This window comes from Sutterella sp. AM11-39, assembly GCF_003472385.1.
GTDB lineage: Bacteria > Pseudomonadota > Gammaproteobacteria > Burkholderiales > Burkholderiaceae_F > Duodenibacillus > Duodenibacillus intestinigallinarum.
This window is the reverse complement of sequence record NZ_QRLV01000010.1, coordinates 61,357-79,144: the sequence shown is the minus strand read 5'-3', so window position 1 is coordinate 79,144 and position 17,788 is coordinate 61,357. Positions and strand designations below refer to the sequence as shown.

The following is a 17,788-nucleotide window of genomic DNA, read 5'->3' as shown; positions in this document are numbered from 1 at the left end:
CGGCGTTTCTGCTCAATGCAGAACGCTGCTCGTCTGTCGTATGGAGTTCGTACCTGAAGCCGCAGATGATTTTCATGATCGGGGAATCATGCCAGAAATTTTGTATACACGCCAGTATTGATCGTTTTTTTCGTGCGATGCACGATCGGCCTTATATTCCCTGGCTGAAGTCAGGGGCTTTACGGCCTTTACTGTAAAAGCACGGCCGACGCGACAGAGATTGAAGCACGCATTCCTAATGCCTGTACTGATTTTTAATTCAAAAAAATTCGACAGTAGACATTCGAAAATTTCTACAGTAGGGACTCCAAAATTTCTTCAATAGGAAGAATTTTTCTTTTTCATTCAATGGACTACAAGGACGCCAAAAAACAACCGCAAAAACTCGTCTTCACTCCGAATCTTCGGCGTTAAGCATCTGATAAATCGCATCGCGCTTCATACCGGTAACCTTCGCGGCCAAAGCCGCCGCTCTGCTCTTGGGCATTTCTTCCGCAATGGCTCGCAGCCATTTGAGGTCCTTGGCGTCAAGCCCTTCCTCACTCTTGTCCTGCATATCCACAACCACGGCATATTCGCCACGCGGATCATGAGCCTGCGCCCAATCGGGCAAATCGGACGCCGTCATCGCATCGAAAGTTTCGAACTTTTTGGTCAGTTCGCGAGCCACCACAACCCGGCGTCCGGCATGCAACACGCCGGCCAGATCCTTGAGAAGATCGCAAATGCGGTGCGGTGCCTCATAAAGCACAAACGCCTCTTCTTTCTGCGCTAACTTAGAAAGTGCCGTTCGGCGAGCCTTCCCCGAAGGAGGCACAAATCCAGCGAAGGTAAAACTGTAGGAATCCAAGCCGCTTGCCGAGAGTGCCGTAACAACCGCACTTGCACCCGGCACCGGTACCACACGAAAGCCCGCTTCGCGCACGCTTTGAACTGCTTTGGCTCCGGGATCGCTCACGGCAGGAGTGCCTGCATCCGTCACGAGAGCGATGCGCTCACCTTTGGCAAGATAGTCAATGAGTTTTTGCGATGCCGAACGTTCGTTATGCTCATGCACACTGATCGTCGGCGTGGAAATCCCGTAACGATCCAGAAGTTTGCGGGTTTCCCGGGTATCCTCACAGGCCACATGGTCACAGATGTCCAACACCCAGAGTGCGCGCAGAGTAATGTCTGCCGCATTCCCGATCGGAAGCCCTACAATATAGAGCGCTGACTGCGGAAAGCTCTGCTGCGCCGTTTGTGCGCTCTGCATCAGAGGATCAGCCGCAAACTGCGACGATCGCGTCCTCTGTCCCGTTTCATCAATATCTGAAGTGAACTGCATCGTGAAAAATCCTGCCGTTGCCGGTCTTTTTTGCGCTTTTTCGTTACTGACTTGCGCCGCTGCGGCCCAAGAAACAAACCCGACCCCGAGCGCTCTCGAAGCCGCGCCCGCCGCTGCTGTCAACAGCGAGCTTGAAGCCGCCCTCGGAACCGTTTCAGCTGCCGAAGCCGCTGAAGCGGCTCAGCAGCAGGCTCAGCCCGCCGCGCCCGCTCCTGCCGCTGCATCCGTTGACGCACTGTCTTCCGACACCGCTTCGAGCTCACCCTCCGAAGAATCCGGCCAAACGTCCGAAACTCCGCTTGCGGCCAACAATACAGCTTCCGGAGAGGCAGCCGGCGAGCCGCAAGAGTACAGCATGCGCATGGCGTTTTTGCTGCCGACCGCAGACTCTCCTCTGGAAGGTCCCTCACAGACGGCTCTCTTAGGCCTTCTGGCAGCCAATTATGCATCAGAGCACCCCGCCGAAGTCCTGTTGGTGCGTCCGGGATCTAACGGCACAGCCGTTGATCAGCTCAAAGCCGCCGCTCGTGCCGGCGCACAGGTTGCCGTCGGTCCGCTTGATCGTACCGCCATTTCCGAGATTGCCAAGCTCAACTACCTGCCGCTTCCCCTGGTGACGCTCAACGAAATCGAACTCGACGAGCTCACACCGATGACGCAGGACGAAATTTTCGCCGAGCGGCGTTTGCGTGAAGCACAGAAAAACGCCGCGGCACTCGAAGCCGCCGAAGAACGTCCGCTTGAAGCTGCCTTGTCCGAAAAGGAAGCCGCAGACAATCAGCCGACCGGCGGCCGCATTTCCAATAAAACCAAGGTGCCGGGGTTGGTGCTTGCCGACGAAATTGAATTGCCCTTCTACAACCGCAAACCGCTGCAGTTCCCGCGCAACATGCTCATGCTCGGCATGTCCATGGAGCATGATGCCGAATACGTCGCTCGTCTCGGCGTAGCCTCCCTGCCGGAAACCACGGAAGCAGGCGAAAAGCCCAAGGTACTGCTGATCGACCACGACACACCGCTTGAAAAGCGCGTTTCTCAAGCCTTCGAGCAAGAACTGATCCGCATGGGCTTTACGCCCGATCGACTGACGGTCGACCTCAATGAATTCACGCGCCTGCGCAAGTTCTTCGAACTGGTCGTCGAAAAACTCAATACCGACGAATTCGACGAAGTGCTGATCGATCAGGAAGCCGACCCGGTCGGTTGGCGTCAGCAGCAGATTCGCATACGTCGTCTGCAGGCGGCAAAGCGCGCCCGCGTGGCGCTCTCCGAGCCGCCCTACTATGCCGCGTTCCTAGCCATGGACGCCAAAAACGCGTCACTTGTGCGCTCTCGTCTGCCCATCCGCACGCGCGTGTGGGCCACATCGCTCACAAACCCCGGAGAGACCGCCACCGATTCGGCCGCCCGCGCCATGACCTACGACCTGCTGCAGGTCGGTCTTGTGGACGCTCCGATGATTCTGAACTTCAACCCCGAAGAGTTCGAGCAGACCTATCAGGTTCCGGTGCCTGAAACCACGTTTGACAAGCGCCTCTTTGCGCTCGGCGCCGATGCCTATGCTCTGTCGCAATCAGTGGCTCACGGTGTTTCCTCGGCTCAGATCAAGGGACTTCTGGGGACGCTCACTTACAACCTCAATTTCACGCCGGTTGTGGATCGCCGTGCTCAGACCGCCATGATTCAGGGCGGTGTCGTCAAGCCGGTGAGCGAAGAAGACCTGGTGGAATTTGAAGTTCTGCGTCAGAGCAAACGTCTGCGAGCCCAAAGCCGCTCGCTGGAGCGACTGACGCGCGAAGCCGAACGTGCCGCACAGGAAGCAGGAACGCTCGCGCCCAACGACCCGGAACTGGAGTCCGAACTCCTGCAGCAAATGCAGAACACACCGGCGAAATCTTCGGCACAACCCCCTGAAGAACTCGACGATGCTCTTGAAGCCACAACCACGGAAACGACAACCACGCCTGCTCCCTAAGCCACCATGCCTTTTATTACGATTGCAGACGCGCAGCTTGCTTGGGGCGACCTGCCCCTACTGGACCGAGCCCAAATGCAGCTCGATGCCGGTGAACGCGTTGGCCTCATCGGCCGCAACGGCACCGGCAAAAGTTCTCTGATGCATGTTCTTGCCGGTCGCGACAAACTGGACGACGGCATTTTGACGCGTCAAGACGGTCTGGTTTCGGTTTATCTCGAACAGGAACCGAACCTTCCCGAAGCCGCCACTCTGCGAGAAAGTCTTCTCGCACGCGGCCGTTTTGAAGACATTGCCGACGAACGTGAAAAGTGGGCAGCCATCGCTCGTCTCGATGAATATTTGCATCGTCTTCGTACGGCAAGTGAGCAAAACCCTCAGGCCGCTTCGGGCGGTGAAAAGAAAAAAGCGGCGCTTGCCTTGGCGCTCAGCCTCAAGCCCGATTTGCTGCTCCTTGATGAACCGACAAATCATCTTGACGTTGAAACCATCGAAATTCTCGAAGGCATTCTCACGCAGGAGTACCGCAACAACCGTTCGCTCATTGTGGTGACGCACGATCGTGCTTTCCTGGATACGGTTTGCACACGCATTCTCGAACTCGATCGAGGTATCCTGCGCAGCTATCCGGGCAATTTTGCGGCCTACGAAGCCCGCAAAAACGAAGAACTTAATGCTGAAGCCATTGCCAACCGGCGTTTTGACAAGTTCTGGGCACAGGAAGAAGTTTGGATTCGCAAGGGTATCGAAGCACGCCGCACCCGCAATGAAGGCCGTGTGCGCCGTCTGGAAGCCCTGCGTCGCGAACGCGCCGCTCGCCGCGAGCGTATGGGACGCGTGTCCATGACAGTGGACGCAGGCGAGCGAAGCGGAAAACTGGTGGCCGAAGTCACGTCTTTGAGCAAAGTCTTCGGCGACAAAACCGTCGTCAAGGATCTGAATTTTCGTCTGCTGCGCGGCGACAAGCTCGGCCTGGTCGGCCCCAACGGCGCAGGCAAGTCGACACTCATCAAGCTGCTTTTGGGAAAACTCGAACCTGACGAAGGCAGTGTGCGACTCGGCACCAATCTGAAAATCGCCTATTTCGATCAGTTGCGCGAACAGCTCGACGACACCAAGACTGTGGCCGAAACCGTGAGTCCCGGCAGCGAATGGATTGAAATCGCCGGCGTAAAAAAGCATGTCATGAGCTATCTCGGTGACTTCCTGTTTGCTCCGCATCGCGCGGAAGTTCCGGTTGCCAACCTTTCGGGCGGTGAGCGCAATCGCCTCCTGCTCGCGCGTCTTTTTGCTCTGCCTGCCAACCTTCTGGTGCTCGACGAACCCACTAACGATCTGGACATCGACTCGCTCGAACTCCTTGAAGAGACGCTTGAAAACTACCCCGGCACCGTGATTCTGGTGAGCCACGACCGCCGCTTTCTCGACAGCGTCGTCACGCAGGTGCTCGCTCCGGTCAACTATCTTGCGCCCGACGGACGCTGGATGGAATTTGTCGGCGGCTACGAGGACTGGGTGCGTCAGCGGCCCGCAATTGAAACTCCCGAAACCGGAGCAGTACCGGATAAGCCCGCCGCAAAGAAACCCATTCGTCAACGCGCCGAACGCATGAGCTGGAAGGAAAACAAGGAACTTGAAACGCTTCCCGAAACCATTGAAACATTGGAGTCCGAGCAGGAAGTACTCATGCAGAAGATGAGTTCGGCCGATTTCTTCAGGCTTCCCGTTTCCGAACAGCAAGCCGTAACGGCCCGATCGGAAGCGCTCACGCAGGAAATCGAAACCGCCTACGAACGTTGGGAATTCCTCACGCAAAAGGCACAGTCCTGCGCTAAGAACTAAACCGAAGGACGACGGTCGTGCTCGAAAGTTTGATCAATCAAGACTTCTGGGTAACCCTGGCGGGGGCAGCGGCCGTTTTATTGCAATTCGTCCTTACGGCCAGCGTCATTTTGCGCGTGATCCTGACGCGGCATCCGCCCGGCAGTTCGTTTGCCTGGATTCTGCTCGTCACAATCTTGCCCTACATCGGCTTCATCCTCTACGTCTGGCTCGGCGAGCGCCCCATCGGCCGTTGGCGAGCCTTGAGACTGCGCCATTTGCTCAAACACTGGGAAGAGGTGACCGATGAGGGTTATGCCATCTCAGGCACGCTTCCCACGATGCCGCACGGCCAGCGCCATAAGGGGCTCACACGTCTGGCCGAGCGTCTGGGCGATCTGCCGATGAGCTGCGGCTCACGCCTGGAATTGATTTCCGACTCCGTCGAAGCACTTTCCCGCATTGAGTACGACGTCAACAACGCTCGGAAATCCGTTTCCATGGAGTTCTATATCTGGGGCGTCGGCGGATGGTGCGACAGAGTCGCTCAGGCCATCATCCGAGCCGCAGAACGCGGCTGCGAATGCCGCATCCTCGTCGACGACATCGGAGCCCGCGCCTGGCTTCGCAGTTCTTGGCCCTCCAAGATGCTCGCTGCAGGCGTACACGTTTCCCGTGCATTGCCGGTGAGTCTTTTCCCGATCACCAAGGGCCGCGCCGACCTGCGCCTGCACAGAAAGACGGTCATCATCGATGATCACCTCGGCTACACGGGAAGCCTCAATCTCATTGATCCCAACATCTTCAACGCAACCGAAGGTATCGGCGAATGGGTCGATGCGATGGTGCGCGTCGAAGGCACTGCGGTGCGCGACCTCAATCAGGTCTTTCTCTTTGACTGGGCACTGCAGCCTGACATTGAAGGCGAGCGTATCTCACTGGAGAAGATTGCTCCCGTTCCCGCTGTGGGTTCAGCCTGCGTGACTGTCGTTCCTTCCGGTCCTACCACGGTTGACGACGCCAACCAACGCCTGATTTTGGAAGCCATCAGCTGTGCGCGCAAGCGCATCTATCTCACAACGCCCTATTTCATTCCGGGCGAAACGCTGATCCTGGCGCTTCAAAATGCCGCCATGCGCGGGGTTGATGTGCGTCTGTGCATCCCGAGCAAACCTGATTCGCAGTTTGTGCGCTGGGCGAGCCGCCGATACTTCAGTGACCTGATGAACGCGGGCGTGAAGATTTCCTTTTTCACAGACGGTCTTTTGCACACCAAAGCGATCACGGTTGACGACACGTTCAGCCTTTTTGGCACCGTCAATTTGGACAAGCGCAGCCTGCACCTGAATTTCGAAATGATGCTGCTGATTTTCGACCCGAAGTTTGTCGCCGACATGACTGCTCTGCATCGGCACTACGAAGCAAAATCCGTGCCGATCGATCCGGTACGGTGGCACCGCCGCCACATTGGACAGCGTTTCCTCGAAGGCCTCTCCTATCTGCTCAGTCCGTTGCTCTGATGCATTTCGGGCGCCGTTCCTTCAGCGGGAAAGGCGCCCGAAACATTGTCTGTCCGCTAGTTTTTGCCGTCAGGCCTTGAACGCAATGAGACTCTTGCCGGTCATCGCGGCTGGCGGTTCAACGCCCATGAGCGAGAGCACGGTTGGCGCCACGTCGGCAAGCACACCGTTTTGAACCGATGCCACGCGATCGGACACAACAACGATGGGCACGGGATTGAGCGAGTGGGCCGTATTGGGCGAACCGTCTGCATTGACGGCATTGTCAGCATTGCCGTGATCGGCAATGATCACCACCTCGTAGCCGGCGGTCTTGGCCGCCTGCACGACCGTCTTCACGCAATCGTCGACCGCGTGCACGGCCTTAATAATGGCCTCGTACACACCGGTGTGTCCCACCATATCACCGTTGGCAAAGTTCAGACATACAAAGTTGTATTTGCGCTCAGCCAAAGCCGCCGCCAGTTTGTCGGCCACTTCATAAGCACTCATTTCAGGCTGCAGATCGTAAGTCGCCACCTTGGGGCTCGGCACCAGAATACGTTCTTCACCTTCAAAGACTGCCTCACGACCGCCGTTCAAGAAGAACGTCACATGCGCATACTTTTCCGTTTCGGCGATGCGCAACTGCTTGAGCCCCTGCTTGGAAACCCATTCGCCGATCGTGTCGGGCACGTTTTCTTTCGGGAAAAGCACATGCACGCCGGTGTAGGTAGGATCGTAGGGCGTCATCGTGGCAAAGAACAGATCCAACGGCTTCATTCCTTCGGTCTCTGCCTGCGTGAGCACTGTCGTCAGTTCTTTAGCACGATCATTGCGGAAATTGATGAAAATGACCGCGTCGCCCGAGCGAATGCGACCGATCGGATGGCCTTCGGCATCCACGCGGACATGAGCCTTCATGAATTCATCGGTGACGCCTTCGTCATAGGAAGTCGCCACGGCATTCGCTGCGTTGCTGTAGGCGGTTCCCTTACCGTTGACCAACAGTTCATAAGCTTCGCGCACGCGCTCCCAGCGCTTATCGCGGTCCATGGCGTAATAGCGACCGATAAGACTTGCGATCGTCCCGGCCAGCGCACCCGATTTCATCTTTTCTTCAACCTGGCGCACAAAGCCAAGGCCGCTCTTGGGATCCGTGTCACGACCGTCCATGAAGGCATGCACGTAACATTTTTCCATCCCTTCGCGCTTAGCAAGCGCCAGAAGCGCTTCGAGATGTTCGAGCGAAGAATGCACGCCGCCGTCGGAGAAAAGCCCCATCACGTGCAGTGCACACCCCGTGCTTTTCACATGATCGATGAGTGCGCGTATTTCCGTGTTCTGAGCCAGAGAATGGTCTTCCGAATCCTGCGCACGGCAAGCACGGTTGATCTTGACAAGATCCTGATAGACCACGCGGCCGGCACCGATGTTGAGATGCCCCACCTCGGAGTTACCCATCTGGCCTTCGGGAAGGCCCACATTCTCGCCATCGGTGCGAAGAGCGGCGTGAGGATTGCTGCGGGTGAGCTCCTCGATAAAAACAGGGTGCCCGGCACGGATGGCGTCCGACTTGGAGCCGTCGCCGATCCCCCAGCCGTCAAGAATCATTAACAAAACATTGCGCGTCATAGTCATTCCTTTTTCTGTCGGAAGCACGGATCGCACAACAAAAAAGCCGAGAGAATTCAACCACTCGGCCACAAAGTCAAAAACAGCAAAAGCGATCCGCCGGAGTGTGCGAAGGATAATAGCCGATTCGACTTTGTTCGACCCAAAATCCTTCGCCCGTCCGTCGGAAAGCTAAGGCCTCAGGCGGCCTTGGGCAGATGCTGGCATTCCGTTTCCACGTAATCGCGCCATACTTCCTCAGCGGTGGGAAGCTGCCAGGAACCATCGGGACGGCGCTTGGTGACATTCTTCAGGCGCGAGACGCTTGCGCCGCATGTCCACACCTTGAAGTTGCGCATGTGCGTGCACAGACAGCACTTGGAGTGTTCGGGAACGGGCTGAATGTCAATCTTGCCGTGACGGGCGAACCATTCCTTCACATAGGAGCATTCGCCCTTTTGCAGCAGGTAGCCGTAGGCCTCGCAGTTGGGGCGAATGTCGCTCGTGATGGCCGGAGAGTCCTTCAACATGCGCATCGGGTACCCCGTCGTGGAAAAGTGATTGACCTGCACATCGTCGTCCGTGGCGTCGATATAGCGTTGCTTGACCGCTTCGGGCAGGCCGCTTTCCTGAGCCACAGCAAAGCGCGTTGCCACCTGAACACCTGCGGCGCCCACGTCGCGCACGAAATGCACGGCGTCTTCGCCGGAGAAGATGCCGCCTGCGGCAAACACGGGGATGTCAAAGCCGTTGTCGCCGATCCACTTCACCACATCGCGCACGATATCTTCGAGGTTGTATTCGGCCCAGTCATCGCCAAAGCCCAGGTGTCCGCCCGCGAGCGGTCCTTCTACCACAACGTAGTCGGGCAGTCGGCCGACGGCCTGAGCGCGCTTCATGAAAATCTGCAGCGCACGCGTACTCGAAACAACGATGCCGATCAGTGCTTCATGAAAGCGAGGATTGTCCTGCATGAGCTTCATGCTGGAAAGATGCAAGCCCGCCGAAAGCGTGATGCCGTCAATGCCGCCGTCGAGGGCCGCATTCAGACGCGTCTTAAGCGTAGCTGTGCTCGCATTCATCGTGAGCTTTTCCATGCAGTTGATCAGAATCAGACCGCGGCCGGTCTTGCGGCGCATCACATCCGAAACGTAGCGGCGCGTGGACTCAGCCAGACGTTCGAGATCAAAGACGATTTCCGACTTGTCGTAGGAGTCGATGAGATTCTTGAAGCGATGAATCTTATCTTTACAAAAGCTCGTACCAAACTGCTTATCGGCGATGTCCATCAAAAGAGCATCGGACAAGTGCGCGATTCCGCCTAGTTTTTCCACCGCAAGCGCGAGCGTATCGTTGGAAATATTGACTCCCATGCCGCCGACCATCAACGGTGCGTATTGGCGGTTATGAAATGTGACGGGAAAGTCGGAGAGTCTGTCGCTCATTTCTAGTCGATCCTCAGAGGCCTTAAAAGCTGCAAAACATTGGGAACAACATTTTTTCGCTTTTGCAAGCCTTTGAGTTGACTCGAAAATTCCGAAGAATTCCGTAATTTTCAAGTGCCCCAAACGTCTCGATTTTGTGCTATTTACGCGCGCTCGAGAAAAAAAATGGGAGCCACACGCGACTCCCATCTTCTTATCCGTGAGTCAAGCCATCTTTTCAGGCGCTGAACACGTCCTTATAAGCTTTGACAGCCGCCAGAGCGTCAAGTCGGTCCGGATGCGTCTCGCTTTGCTTGCGCCGAGCCTCGCGCTCGGGCGTCACTTCGCCCCCCATCATGGCTGTCATGCGAGCAAAAAGCTCCGGATCAATGCGGCCTCGGCACAAAAATTCCAGTTTTAGCTCGTTGGCTTCGCCCGATTCGACCAACCCCACACTCGTGCGATGCATCCAATCCTTGGCCTTCGGGTTTTGCGGATCTCCTCCCATCGTGGCAAAGCAGGCAATGTCCTTACCCTTGATCCGTTCGGCGGCAGCTTTGGTGTCTTCGGGAGCCATGCCTCGGTCGCACCAGAAACAAAGTACGATCGGGTTGTATGCTCTCAGATCACTCGGCATCTGAGCGGCTTCAACGTAGTCGCAGGGACCGATGCCGTCCTGCAGTGCGCGTGCAATCATACGGGTATTACCCGTTTTCGAACTGACAACAATCAGAGGTCTCATGTTTTTTCCTTGATTAAGCACAAAAGGCTTCCTTGCCCGCGAAAAAGGCCGCCTTGACGGACTCAATGATTTGGTGATTTTCGCGTCCGAGATACACCGAGAAGGAAACCTTACCCTCCTTGTCGAAGAAAATCACGCAATGCGATTCGCGTTTCATAAAGGGAATAGAGGCAAAGGCGATGGCTCCGACGGCGTCGTACTTCAAATGACCGCCAACCACGGCTTTCATGTGAAGAATGTTGTAGTACCCTTGGGCGCGCTTACCCGCAGAAAGCTTGGCTTCGATTTCAAACACGTGTCCGCCGTGCTGAATGAAAAGCGTGGCACGCTCCCATTGTGCAAGGCTCGCCCATACCTCGTCAAAACGTTCAGTGACGTCTCCCGTCACGAACGAACACATGTCGCGCCCGAGAATCTGTGCGGCCGCAAGCGGCGTCAGATCCAGTCGGGCAGCAATCGTCTCGAGCGTAGCCGGAAAAGTCGCGGCAAGCAGCTCCTCAATCACAGCCTTCTGTTCTTCGGTGGCGGTGCGATATTCAATCGTCATTGTTTTTATCCTTTCAAAAAAATGTGAATTGAAATTTACTTCCGTTTCTTCGAAATCTTTATCCGGCGCATTTCTTCTGCAGATCCGTCATCACCAACGCCCGATCACACGATTCCAAAAGCTCCAGATCGTGCGTCACCAAAAACACGGCGCGCCCCGCATCAGCCTGCTCGCGCATCAGGCGGGCAATGGCAGCCATATTGGCGCCGTCCAACCCGCTCGTCGGTTCATCCAAAATCAAAATGGCGGGATCTTTTGCAACGGCGCAGGCAATCACCAGACGCTGCTTTTCGCCTCCGGAAAGACTTTGCGGGTGGCGCTCTGCCAGCGCCAATAGATTGAGGCTTGTCAAAATTTCTTGAACTCGAGCCCTGTCTTCAGGTCTCGGCCGCATGGCTGCCAAACGTCGCCAGCCCTTGGCTTTTGACGCCCCGACACGACCGGCCACAATAGCTCCTTCGACTTCTTCGGCGACAGTTCGCATCTGCAGTTGATGATCGGCGTTTTGAAGCACCAGTCCGGAAAACGGCATCAATCCCTCGTCGCCGACTTTTTCCTCGCCAATGTAAAAGTCCCCTTTAGCCTTATTGAGTCCCGTGAGAATGCGGGCCAATGTCGTCTTACCCGTGCCGTTGTCACCCACAAGTGCCGTAACGCCCTGCCCGACGGAAAAACCCGTACCATCAAAAATGATGTGTTCGTCGCCGTAAGCAAAACGTATGCGGCTCGCTGAAAATACGTCGTGCGCTTTCGGTGTTGTGTTCCGGCTCGTCACTCCAACGCGCGGCAAGCTCCGGCGCGCGTCTGACACTTCGGCTTTTCTTAGCCCCCATCGGGCTCGGAAAGCATCGTCATAGAGCCCTGAAAAAGGCATCTCCTCAACGATTCGTCCCTGACTCATCACGATAACGGCGTCGGCAGCTTCTTTGAGCCAATAGAGGCGATGATCCACAACCAAAATCGCCGCACCCTCTTTTTTAAGTTCCAAAATCGTGCGAGCAAGCGCTTGCGTAGCTTCCGGATCGAGATTGGCGCTGGGCTCGTCGAAGATAAGCGTCTTTGGTCCTAGCGCCAAAATGGCCGCCAGACCGACCTTTTGCTTTTGCCCTTCGGACAGCGCATGGATGTCGCGCGTGAGCAGTTCTTCGATCCCGAGTTTACGAGCCGCCGTTAGCGTACGCTCGCGCACGTCCTTGGGATCAAACGAGCGACTGCGCAGGGCAAATGCAATTTCATCGCCCGCGTTGAGTGCGAAAAACTGCTCTTCGGGATCTTGAAACAGCGTACCGATCACTTCCGACAAATCCGCCACCGGCGTTTCGGAAACATTGAATCCGGCCACCGTCACGCTGCCTTCAAGCCTGCCGCCGTATATCTGCGGGCAAAGCCCGTTGGCCAAACGCATCAGAGTGGTCTTGCCGCAGCCCGAAGCCCCCGTCACCACTTTGAGTTCGCCCGGGGCAACCGTGAAATTGATGTCGGAAACCGCCGGAGTCTGCGTATTGGCGTAAGTGTATGAAACGTTCTTGAATTCGATCATGTCAGGAATCCGTCCGAAGCCTCAGTGCATCATCTTGACGCCCCCGTCGGGCATCCATACGTGCGAGAGCCACACCTCGCAGCAAATCACAGCGGCAATCGTCACTAGCATCAAGCCCAGCACACGCCAATCGGCCGAACAGAGGCGAACACCGTCGCTTCGAATCGTGCGCTTGCGGGCTCCCATGCCTTTGAGTTCAGCCGCCACCCCCAAGGTCTCCGAACTTTTCAGCGCACGGAAAAGAATCGGTGCCAAAATCAAACGGGCCGACAAAATCGGATGCAACGTAAGCATTGCAGGCCCCAGCGGCCAGCCCTTGATGCGAAGCGTTTCCCAGACCTGTTTGATGTCGTTGGCAAAGGTCGGAATAAAACGCAGCATCACGGCTGTAGGCAAAAAAATGCAAAACGGAAGTTTCATCCGTTCCAGCGTCAGCAACAGATCTTCCACACGTGTAGTGAGAGCCAAAACCATCACCACGTTCATCATGGAAAGGCCGCGCAGAAAAGGAATCAGGAGCATTTTGGCGCTCAGCCCCCCGAGCCCCGGCATCCAACTCTGAAAACCCAGAGCGCAAAGCGCCGCAATAGCCATCATCGCTGCCATCAAGGCGTACAAAACGGCAACCAAACCGGGGCGCTTGAGCAACAACACATAAGCAAGCGTGACGGCAAAAATCACAAGCTGAGCCAGCATGCCGGAAGAGGCGACTGTCAGAACAGCAGTGACCGCCGTCACAATGAGTTTGGTACGGGCGTCGAGCTTTCGCAGCACGCTCGACTGAGCCGCCCCATTAGCGAACAAAGCCCGCATGTCGCAGCTCCTTTACCGTTTTACGGCCAAACCACAGTCCGCCGAGAGATCCCAGATAGCCGATGAAGACAATCGGCACAACCACCGTCATCAGGCTTGGGCTTTCTCGCATGAAAAGAAACGACACTCCCAGCGACAAACCTTTGCTCACCAAGTCGTAAACACCGACGCCGATCCAAGGGGACCAGGGCTTGGAAGCTCCTCCCGTCAACCAAATGCAAAGTTCACCCAGCAAAGCTCCTGCTAATGCTGCCGGCAACAGCGTCAGACTGCCGCCCATCAGACACACGCTCACGATCATGCTGATGACCGTAAACAAAAGCAGCGTGCCGGGCTTGGGTACTTTGGTGAGCAGCACAATGATCAGCGTCGTGTAGACAAGATTTTTAGCAACCAGAGACACAGGGTTCATGCCGCCGCCGGCAAGAGCAATCAACAGGCTCGAGAGCTTGGCAGCCGCGGCAAAAACACCGATGAGCACCAACTCTCGCGCTTCCCAATGCCTCTTTCTGATGGGACTGTTCGTCATAACATTTTGTGAGTGGTGAAGATGCTGTCCGGTAAGCGTCGATTAGGAAGCTGAATCGAACACTTCCCGGATCAGCGGGTCGTTTCAGGCCTTTGGAGAGGATGGTTTAGAAGCGAGCACCCAACTTGGCCACGAAGTAACGACCGGGTTCATAGATGGAGGTCTGCTCCTGGTAACCTTTATCAAAGATGTTGTAGAGCCCCAGATCAAACGAATACTGACGCTTCGGGCCAAAGTCCACGCCCGCCGTCAGATTGAGCGTGGTGTAGCCGCCGAGATGGTAGCTGTTAGATCCCGCCGCGCTCTGAACACCGTCGTCGTATTCGATTTCGCTCTGAGAACGCGCAAAGACATCTGTTCTCAGACCTACGCCTGCGTACATGCCGCTCCAGCGCACGCCGTAGCGAAGCATGAATTCAGGAGTAGCGGTGTCATACGTTGAAAAGCCGTCGCCGTTTTGGAATTGACGGCGCATCCACGTTGCAGTCAGATAGGGTTCGAACCCAGTTTCGGCAATACGTACGGACGAAGTCAACTCAATACCAAATGTTTTGGCTTCTGCAACATTGCTGTATCTGTACTCCGAATCACTCACTCTGAGCGTCGTGATATAGTCATCAGCCTCCGAATAAAACGCAGCGATATCAGCCGACACATACGCCGAAGCCCAGCGTGCTCCGATTTCAAAGTTGTCGGAAGTTTCGGGCTTAAGATCAGGATTGGCGTAGGTATAACCTGAATTCTGACCCATTGCCGTATCAACATAGAGTTCCTGCAGGATAGGCGCTCGGTATCCCTGCGCATAACTTGCACGCAACGTCAGATTGTCTGTTGCCCTCCACAGAAGCCCTGCATTGAAAATCAACTTTCCATCCGACGTCGAACCGTCTGTGATCTGGTTGGATCCCTTAATTCGGGTCATATCCATGTCGGTGTGCACCCAGGTATATCGAGCACCATAGGTCAACATGACGTCAGCTGGTAACTGTGTCTCCATGCTAGCGTATACAGCATTAGTCATTTGGTAGCCGTCATAGAGATAATTCCCCATGGTTACTCCTATCCCAGACGTTGTCATCTGCGTGATGCTTTGAGCAGACAAATCATCGTAGGAAAGTTCATAACCGGCAATCAAGTAATTCCATTCGCCCAACTGCCAATCGGTTTGCAGAGAAAAGCCATATTGATCGGTCGTGTTGTATGCCATTGGCTGCATTACATATGGAACTGAACTCCCATCTGGCATCTCTGTTGTCCCAGGCACACTGTTGACCATGTCCTTCTTACTTTTCTGATAGAAAGCATCCGTGCGCAGACGAACGAATGTATCGCTGATGTTTCTGAATTCACCAAAGGCGGCCGCTTTAAAACGCGACCACTTAGGCACATCAACAGCAAATCCCGGCGTGTTTACGTCACTAGAACCGAACTCCAGATCGTAATAGTCCAGTGAAGCCCCGACCGTCGCATCGGGCGTAAAGTCATACGACAAAAAGCCAGAAACGGAACGCGCCGTGAAGTACGTGTTCTCCATTTCACCCTTCGGGGTCTTCAAATTGTCGTTGTCTTCAATCGACGCACTTAAACGATATTTCCAACCATCAATTCCGCCGTAAATCGAACCCGAGGCGTTCTTCCCAGAAGCCGATGTATTCATGCCAGCCGATACCTCGCCTTCGATCGGCTTCGTACCGCCCTTTTTCGTGATGATGTTGATGGCGCCGCCAATGGCGTCCGAGCCGTACAAAACGGAAGCCGGCCCTTTGATCACTTCGATGCGTTCGATCATGGATGGATCGATCAGCATCGGTGAGCCCGACATGGACTTGTGTTCCGATACCTTCTGCCCATCGATCATCACGAGGGTGCGAAAGGCATCTTCACCGCGAATCTTGATTCGCTTCATTCCCTGACCGCCGTCGTTGTTGATACGAACGCCAGGAATATCTTCGAGCAGTTCACCCACGTTACGTGCGCTTGAACGGCGAATCTCCTCCTGCGTGATCACAGAGACAGACATATTCACGTCCATAAGTTCCTGTTCCACGCGGCCGGCTGTGACTTTGACCTCGTCGAGTTCAACGGTTTCCTGTGCTTGCACTTGCAGCGCGAGGCCGGAAAACGCAGCCAATACAGCGACAGCCGCAAGTTTGGGAATACGGGACATCATCGATTTTTCCTTCGTTTGATAAAGACAGCGCGCACTCTTGTGGTTTGTTTTTTACGGTGCGGCGCGTTCGTTAAGTTCCTGTGTCAACGGGGATGATTTGAAACAAGGTTCTTACCCGTGCGCGGGTTTTTCGCCGGAGAAAACGGCAGCGTTTCCGGCCGGTCGCTCGTTCACTGCACCGGCGCTCAAACGCATACCGACGAGACCGATCAGGAGCTGAGCCAGCGTCACGTGCCAATACTGGCCGGCAATCGTCTGAACCAGCCAGTCATCCACGCGGTGCATCAAACCGGCATCAATCCACTGAGCAATAACATCTTCGGTCAATGCCCTCACGGGAACCCCGAACTGCTTTTCGATATGCGCCAGATTGATGCGCCCCGATTCCATTTCGGAACTGAGCGTGCGCATCAGGTGCCAATGCTTGCCGGGTTTCATCAGCATGCCCACAGGTTTTTCACCGCCCTCAAGCACCTTTTCCCATTCGGCAAGCCGTCTTTCCATCATGAAGCTGTTGCCTTGCAGACGTCCGCCCGCTCCGCACCCGAAAGCGAGGCAATCGCAAGCGCCTTTACCAAGCGCGTTGTAGATGTTTCGCTCGCGCATCGTTTGCCCCCAGTGATTGTTCGAAAGTCGCCGCCACTGTGCGTTCGTGAAACGTTCGACCGAGAGAGCAAACATATCGGCCTTCATAGCCGTGTCGGCAGCCGGAGGCAATTTGCCGTTGGCAATGTATTTAGCCAAAGGAGACTTCTCAAAGACGTTGAGTTGGTAGCAGTCCACGCCGTCAAGCTTGAGACTTTGCGCCGTACGAATGTCGTCTTCCCAAACTTCCATCGTCTGCCAAGGAAAACCGTAGATCAGATCAATCACAACGGCAGCTTCGTCATAGGAAATCAGCTTGTCGAGTCGCGACAAAATGGCGTCGCGCCCGTCCACTCGCATCACCGATTGACGCACACGGTCGTCAAAGGTCTGCACGCCGAGCGAAAAGCGATTGGCGCCGCCTTCCAGGGCCGCCTCGATCTTGTCGTCTCCGAAATTGTGAATTCGCCCTTCAATTGTTATTTCGCAGTCGTTGGCAAGCGGCAGATAGCGATTGACGGCGGTAAGCACCGTCTTGAGATCTTCGGGTTCAAGCGCCGTAGGCGTTCCGCCGCCGAAGTAGACGGCGTGAACAGGATGAGAATTCATTGCCGCCTTGTCGCTCCACAGTTCGATTTCGCGCACGAGATTGCGGGCAAAAACCGAAGAAGCCTCTTTGCTGTAAGGGTTCTGATAGAACATGCAGTAAAGGCAGCGCGTTTCGCAAAAAGGCACATGCAAATAAGCAAGCGTCTTGCCATTTCGCGGCTGCTCGGCGACGGCCTCAAGGTAGTCGCGTGCCTCTTTTCCCATCAACGGCATACCGCCAGGACCAGAGTGAATGACCGCCTTGGCTTCAAAAGCCGCATGAAGAGGGTCGGCTGCATTGGCAAAAAAACTCTCAGCCGTACCGTTTTTGAGCTTTTCGCTCATCTTCTTGGCACCGGCTTCAAAGGTCACGTGCTTGAGTGCGGCACCGCCGTGGCCGACGGACAACTTCGTCTGATTTTTCTGCATCAATCTTTTTTCTCCGAGAAGTGCCGACCGCCTTAACGCTTTCGGCCACAAGACGGCACTCGACGTTTTTGAGAACCGACTTAAAATTTCGAGCGCTCAGAATATCACGAATGATAATCATTCTCAAATTTAGATCAATCAAACTTCTGTAGGTTTTGCCGATATAATTCCTCGTCGGATCTCTG

At 55.4% G+C, this 17,788-nt stretch carries 13 protein-coding genes; 3 read left to right on the top strand and 10 right to left on the bottom strand.

Annotation, left to right across the window (positions count from 1 at the left end):
• Positions 1 to 391: 391 nt before the first annotated feature.
• On the bottom strand, positions 392 to 1,327 hold the full coding sequence (rsmI, locus tag DW133_RS08450) for a 16S rRNA (cytidine(1402)-2'-O)-methyltransferase (protein WP_118276211.1): 936 nt from the start codon (positions 1,325 to 1,327) through the stop codon (positions 392 to 394).
• Position 1,328: 1 nt separating this feature from the next.
• Between rsmI and DW133_RS08445 the strand changes: the two genes are divergently transcribed.
• The 3 genes from DW133_RS08445 to cls are packed head-to-tail and all read left to right on the top strand — an operon-like array spanning position 1,329 to position 6,643.
• On the top strand, positions 1,329 to 3,302 hold the full coding sequence (locus tag DW133_RS08445) for a hypothetical protein (protein WP_118276210.1): 1,974 nt from the start codon (positions 1,329 to 1,331) through the stop codon (positions 3,300 to 3,302).
• A 6-nt stretch (positions 3,303 to 3,308) separates the two neighbouring features.
• Positions 3,309 to 5,144: an ATP-binding cassette domain-containing protein gene (locus DW133_RS08440; RefSeq protein WP_118276209.1), complete on the top strand. Its 1,836-nt coding sequence runs from the start codon at positions 3,309 to 3,311 to the stop codon at positions 5,142 to 5,144.
• A 17-nt stretch (positions 5,145 to 5,161) separates the two neighbouring features.
• On the top strand, positions 5,162 to 6,643 hold the full coding sequence (gene cls / locus DW133_RS08435; RefSeq protein ID WP_233542158.1) for a cardiolipin synthase: 1,482 nt from the start codon (positions 5,162 to 5,164) through the stop codon (positions 6,641 to 6,643).
• A gap of 69 nt (positions 6,644 to 6,712) precedes the next feature.
• Here the strand turns inward: cls and gpmI are convergent, their stop codons facing one another.
• The 9 genes from gpmI to hutW form a co-directional block, all read right to left on the bottom strand.
• On the bottom strand, positions 6,713 to 8,257 hold the full coding sequence (gene gpmI, locus DW133_RS08430; RefSeq protein ID WP_118276222.1) for a 2,3-bisphosphoglycerate-independent phosphoglycerate mutase: 1,545 nt from the start codon (positions 8,255 to 8,257) through the stop codon (positions 6,713 to 6,715).
• A gap of 179 nt (positions 8,258 to 8,436) precedes the next feature.
• On the bottom strand, positions 8,437 to 9,681 hold the full coding sequence (locus tag DW133_RS08425; RefSeq protein WP_118276208.1) for a nitronate monooxygenase: 1,245 nt from the start codon (positions 9,679 to 9,681) through the stop codon (positions 8,437 to 8,439).
• A 217-nt stretch (positions 9,682 to 9,898) separates the two neighbouring features.
• The gene (locus tag DW133_RS08420; protein WP_118276207.1) at positions 9,899 to 10,402 is read right to left on the bottom strand and encodes a flavodoxin family protein; all 504 of its coding nucleotides are present in this window, start codon (positions 10,400 to 10,402) and stop codon (positions 9,899 to 9,901) included.
• A 13-nt stretch (positions 10,403 to 10,415) separates the two neighbouring features.
• On the bottom strand, positions 10,416 to 10,949 hold the full coding sequence (gene hutX, locus DW133_RS08415; RefSeq protein WP_118276206.1) for a heme utilization cystosolic carrier protein HutX: 534 nt from the start codon (positions 10,947 to 10,949) through the stop codon (positions 10,416 to 10,418).
• Between the two features lie 58 nt (positions 10,950 to 11,007).
• On the bottom strand, positions 11,008 to 12,489 hold the full coding sequence (locus tag DW133_RS08410) for an ABC transporter ATP-binding protein (protein ID WP_118276205.1): 1,482 nt from the start codon (positions 12,487 to 12,489) through the stop codon (positions 11,008 to 11,010).
• 21 nt (positions 12,490 to 12,510) lie between these two features.
• Positions 12,511 to 13,302: an energy-coupling factor transporter transmembrane protein EcfT gene (locus DW133_RS08405; RefSeq protein WP_118276204.1), complete on the bottom strand. Its 792-nt coding sequence runs from the start codon at positions 13,300 to 13,302 to the stop codon at positions 12,511 to 12,513.
• Positions 13,283 to 13,831, bottom strand: a complete 549-nt coding sequence (locus DW133_RS08400; protein ID WP_118276203.1) for an MptD family putative ECF transporter S component — start codon at positions 13,829 to 13,831, stop codon at positions 13,283 to 13,285. Before DW133_RS08400 ends, DW133_RS08405 begins: the two co-directional genes overlap by 20 nt.
• 106 nt (positions 13,832 to 13,937) lie before the next feature.
• Positions 13,938 to 16,001: a TonB-dependent receptor gene (locus DW133_RS08395; RefSeq protein WP_118276202.1), complete on the bottom strand. Its 2,064-nt coding sequence runs from the start codon at positions 15,999 to 16,001 to the stop codon at positions 13,938 to 13,940.
• A 111-nt stretch (positions 16,002 to 16,112) separates the two neighbouring features.
• Positions 16,113 to 17,603 (bottom strand): heme anaerobic degradation radical SAM methyltransferase ChuW/HutW, encoded by a 1,491-nt coding sequence (gene hutW, locus DW133_RS08390; RefSeq protein WP_233542157.1) that lies wholly within the window; start codon positions 17,601 to 17,603, stop codon positions 16,113 to 16,115.
• Between the last annotated feature and the right edge of the window lie 185 nt (positions 17,604 to 17,788).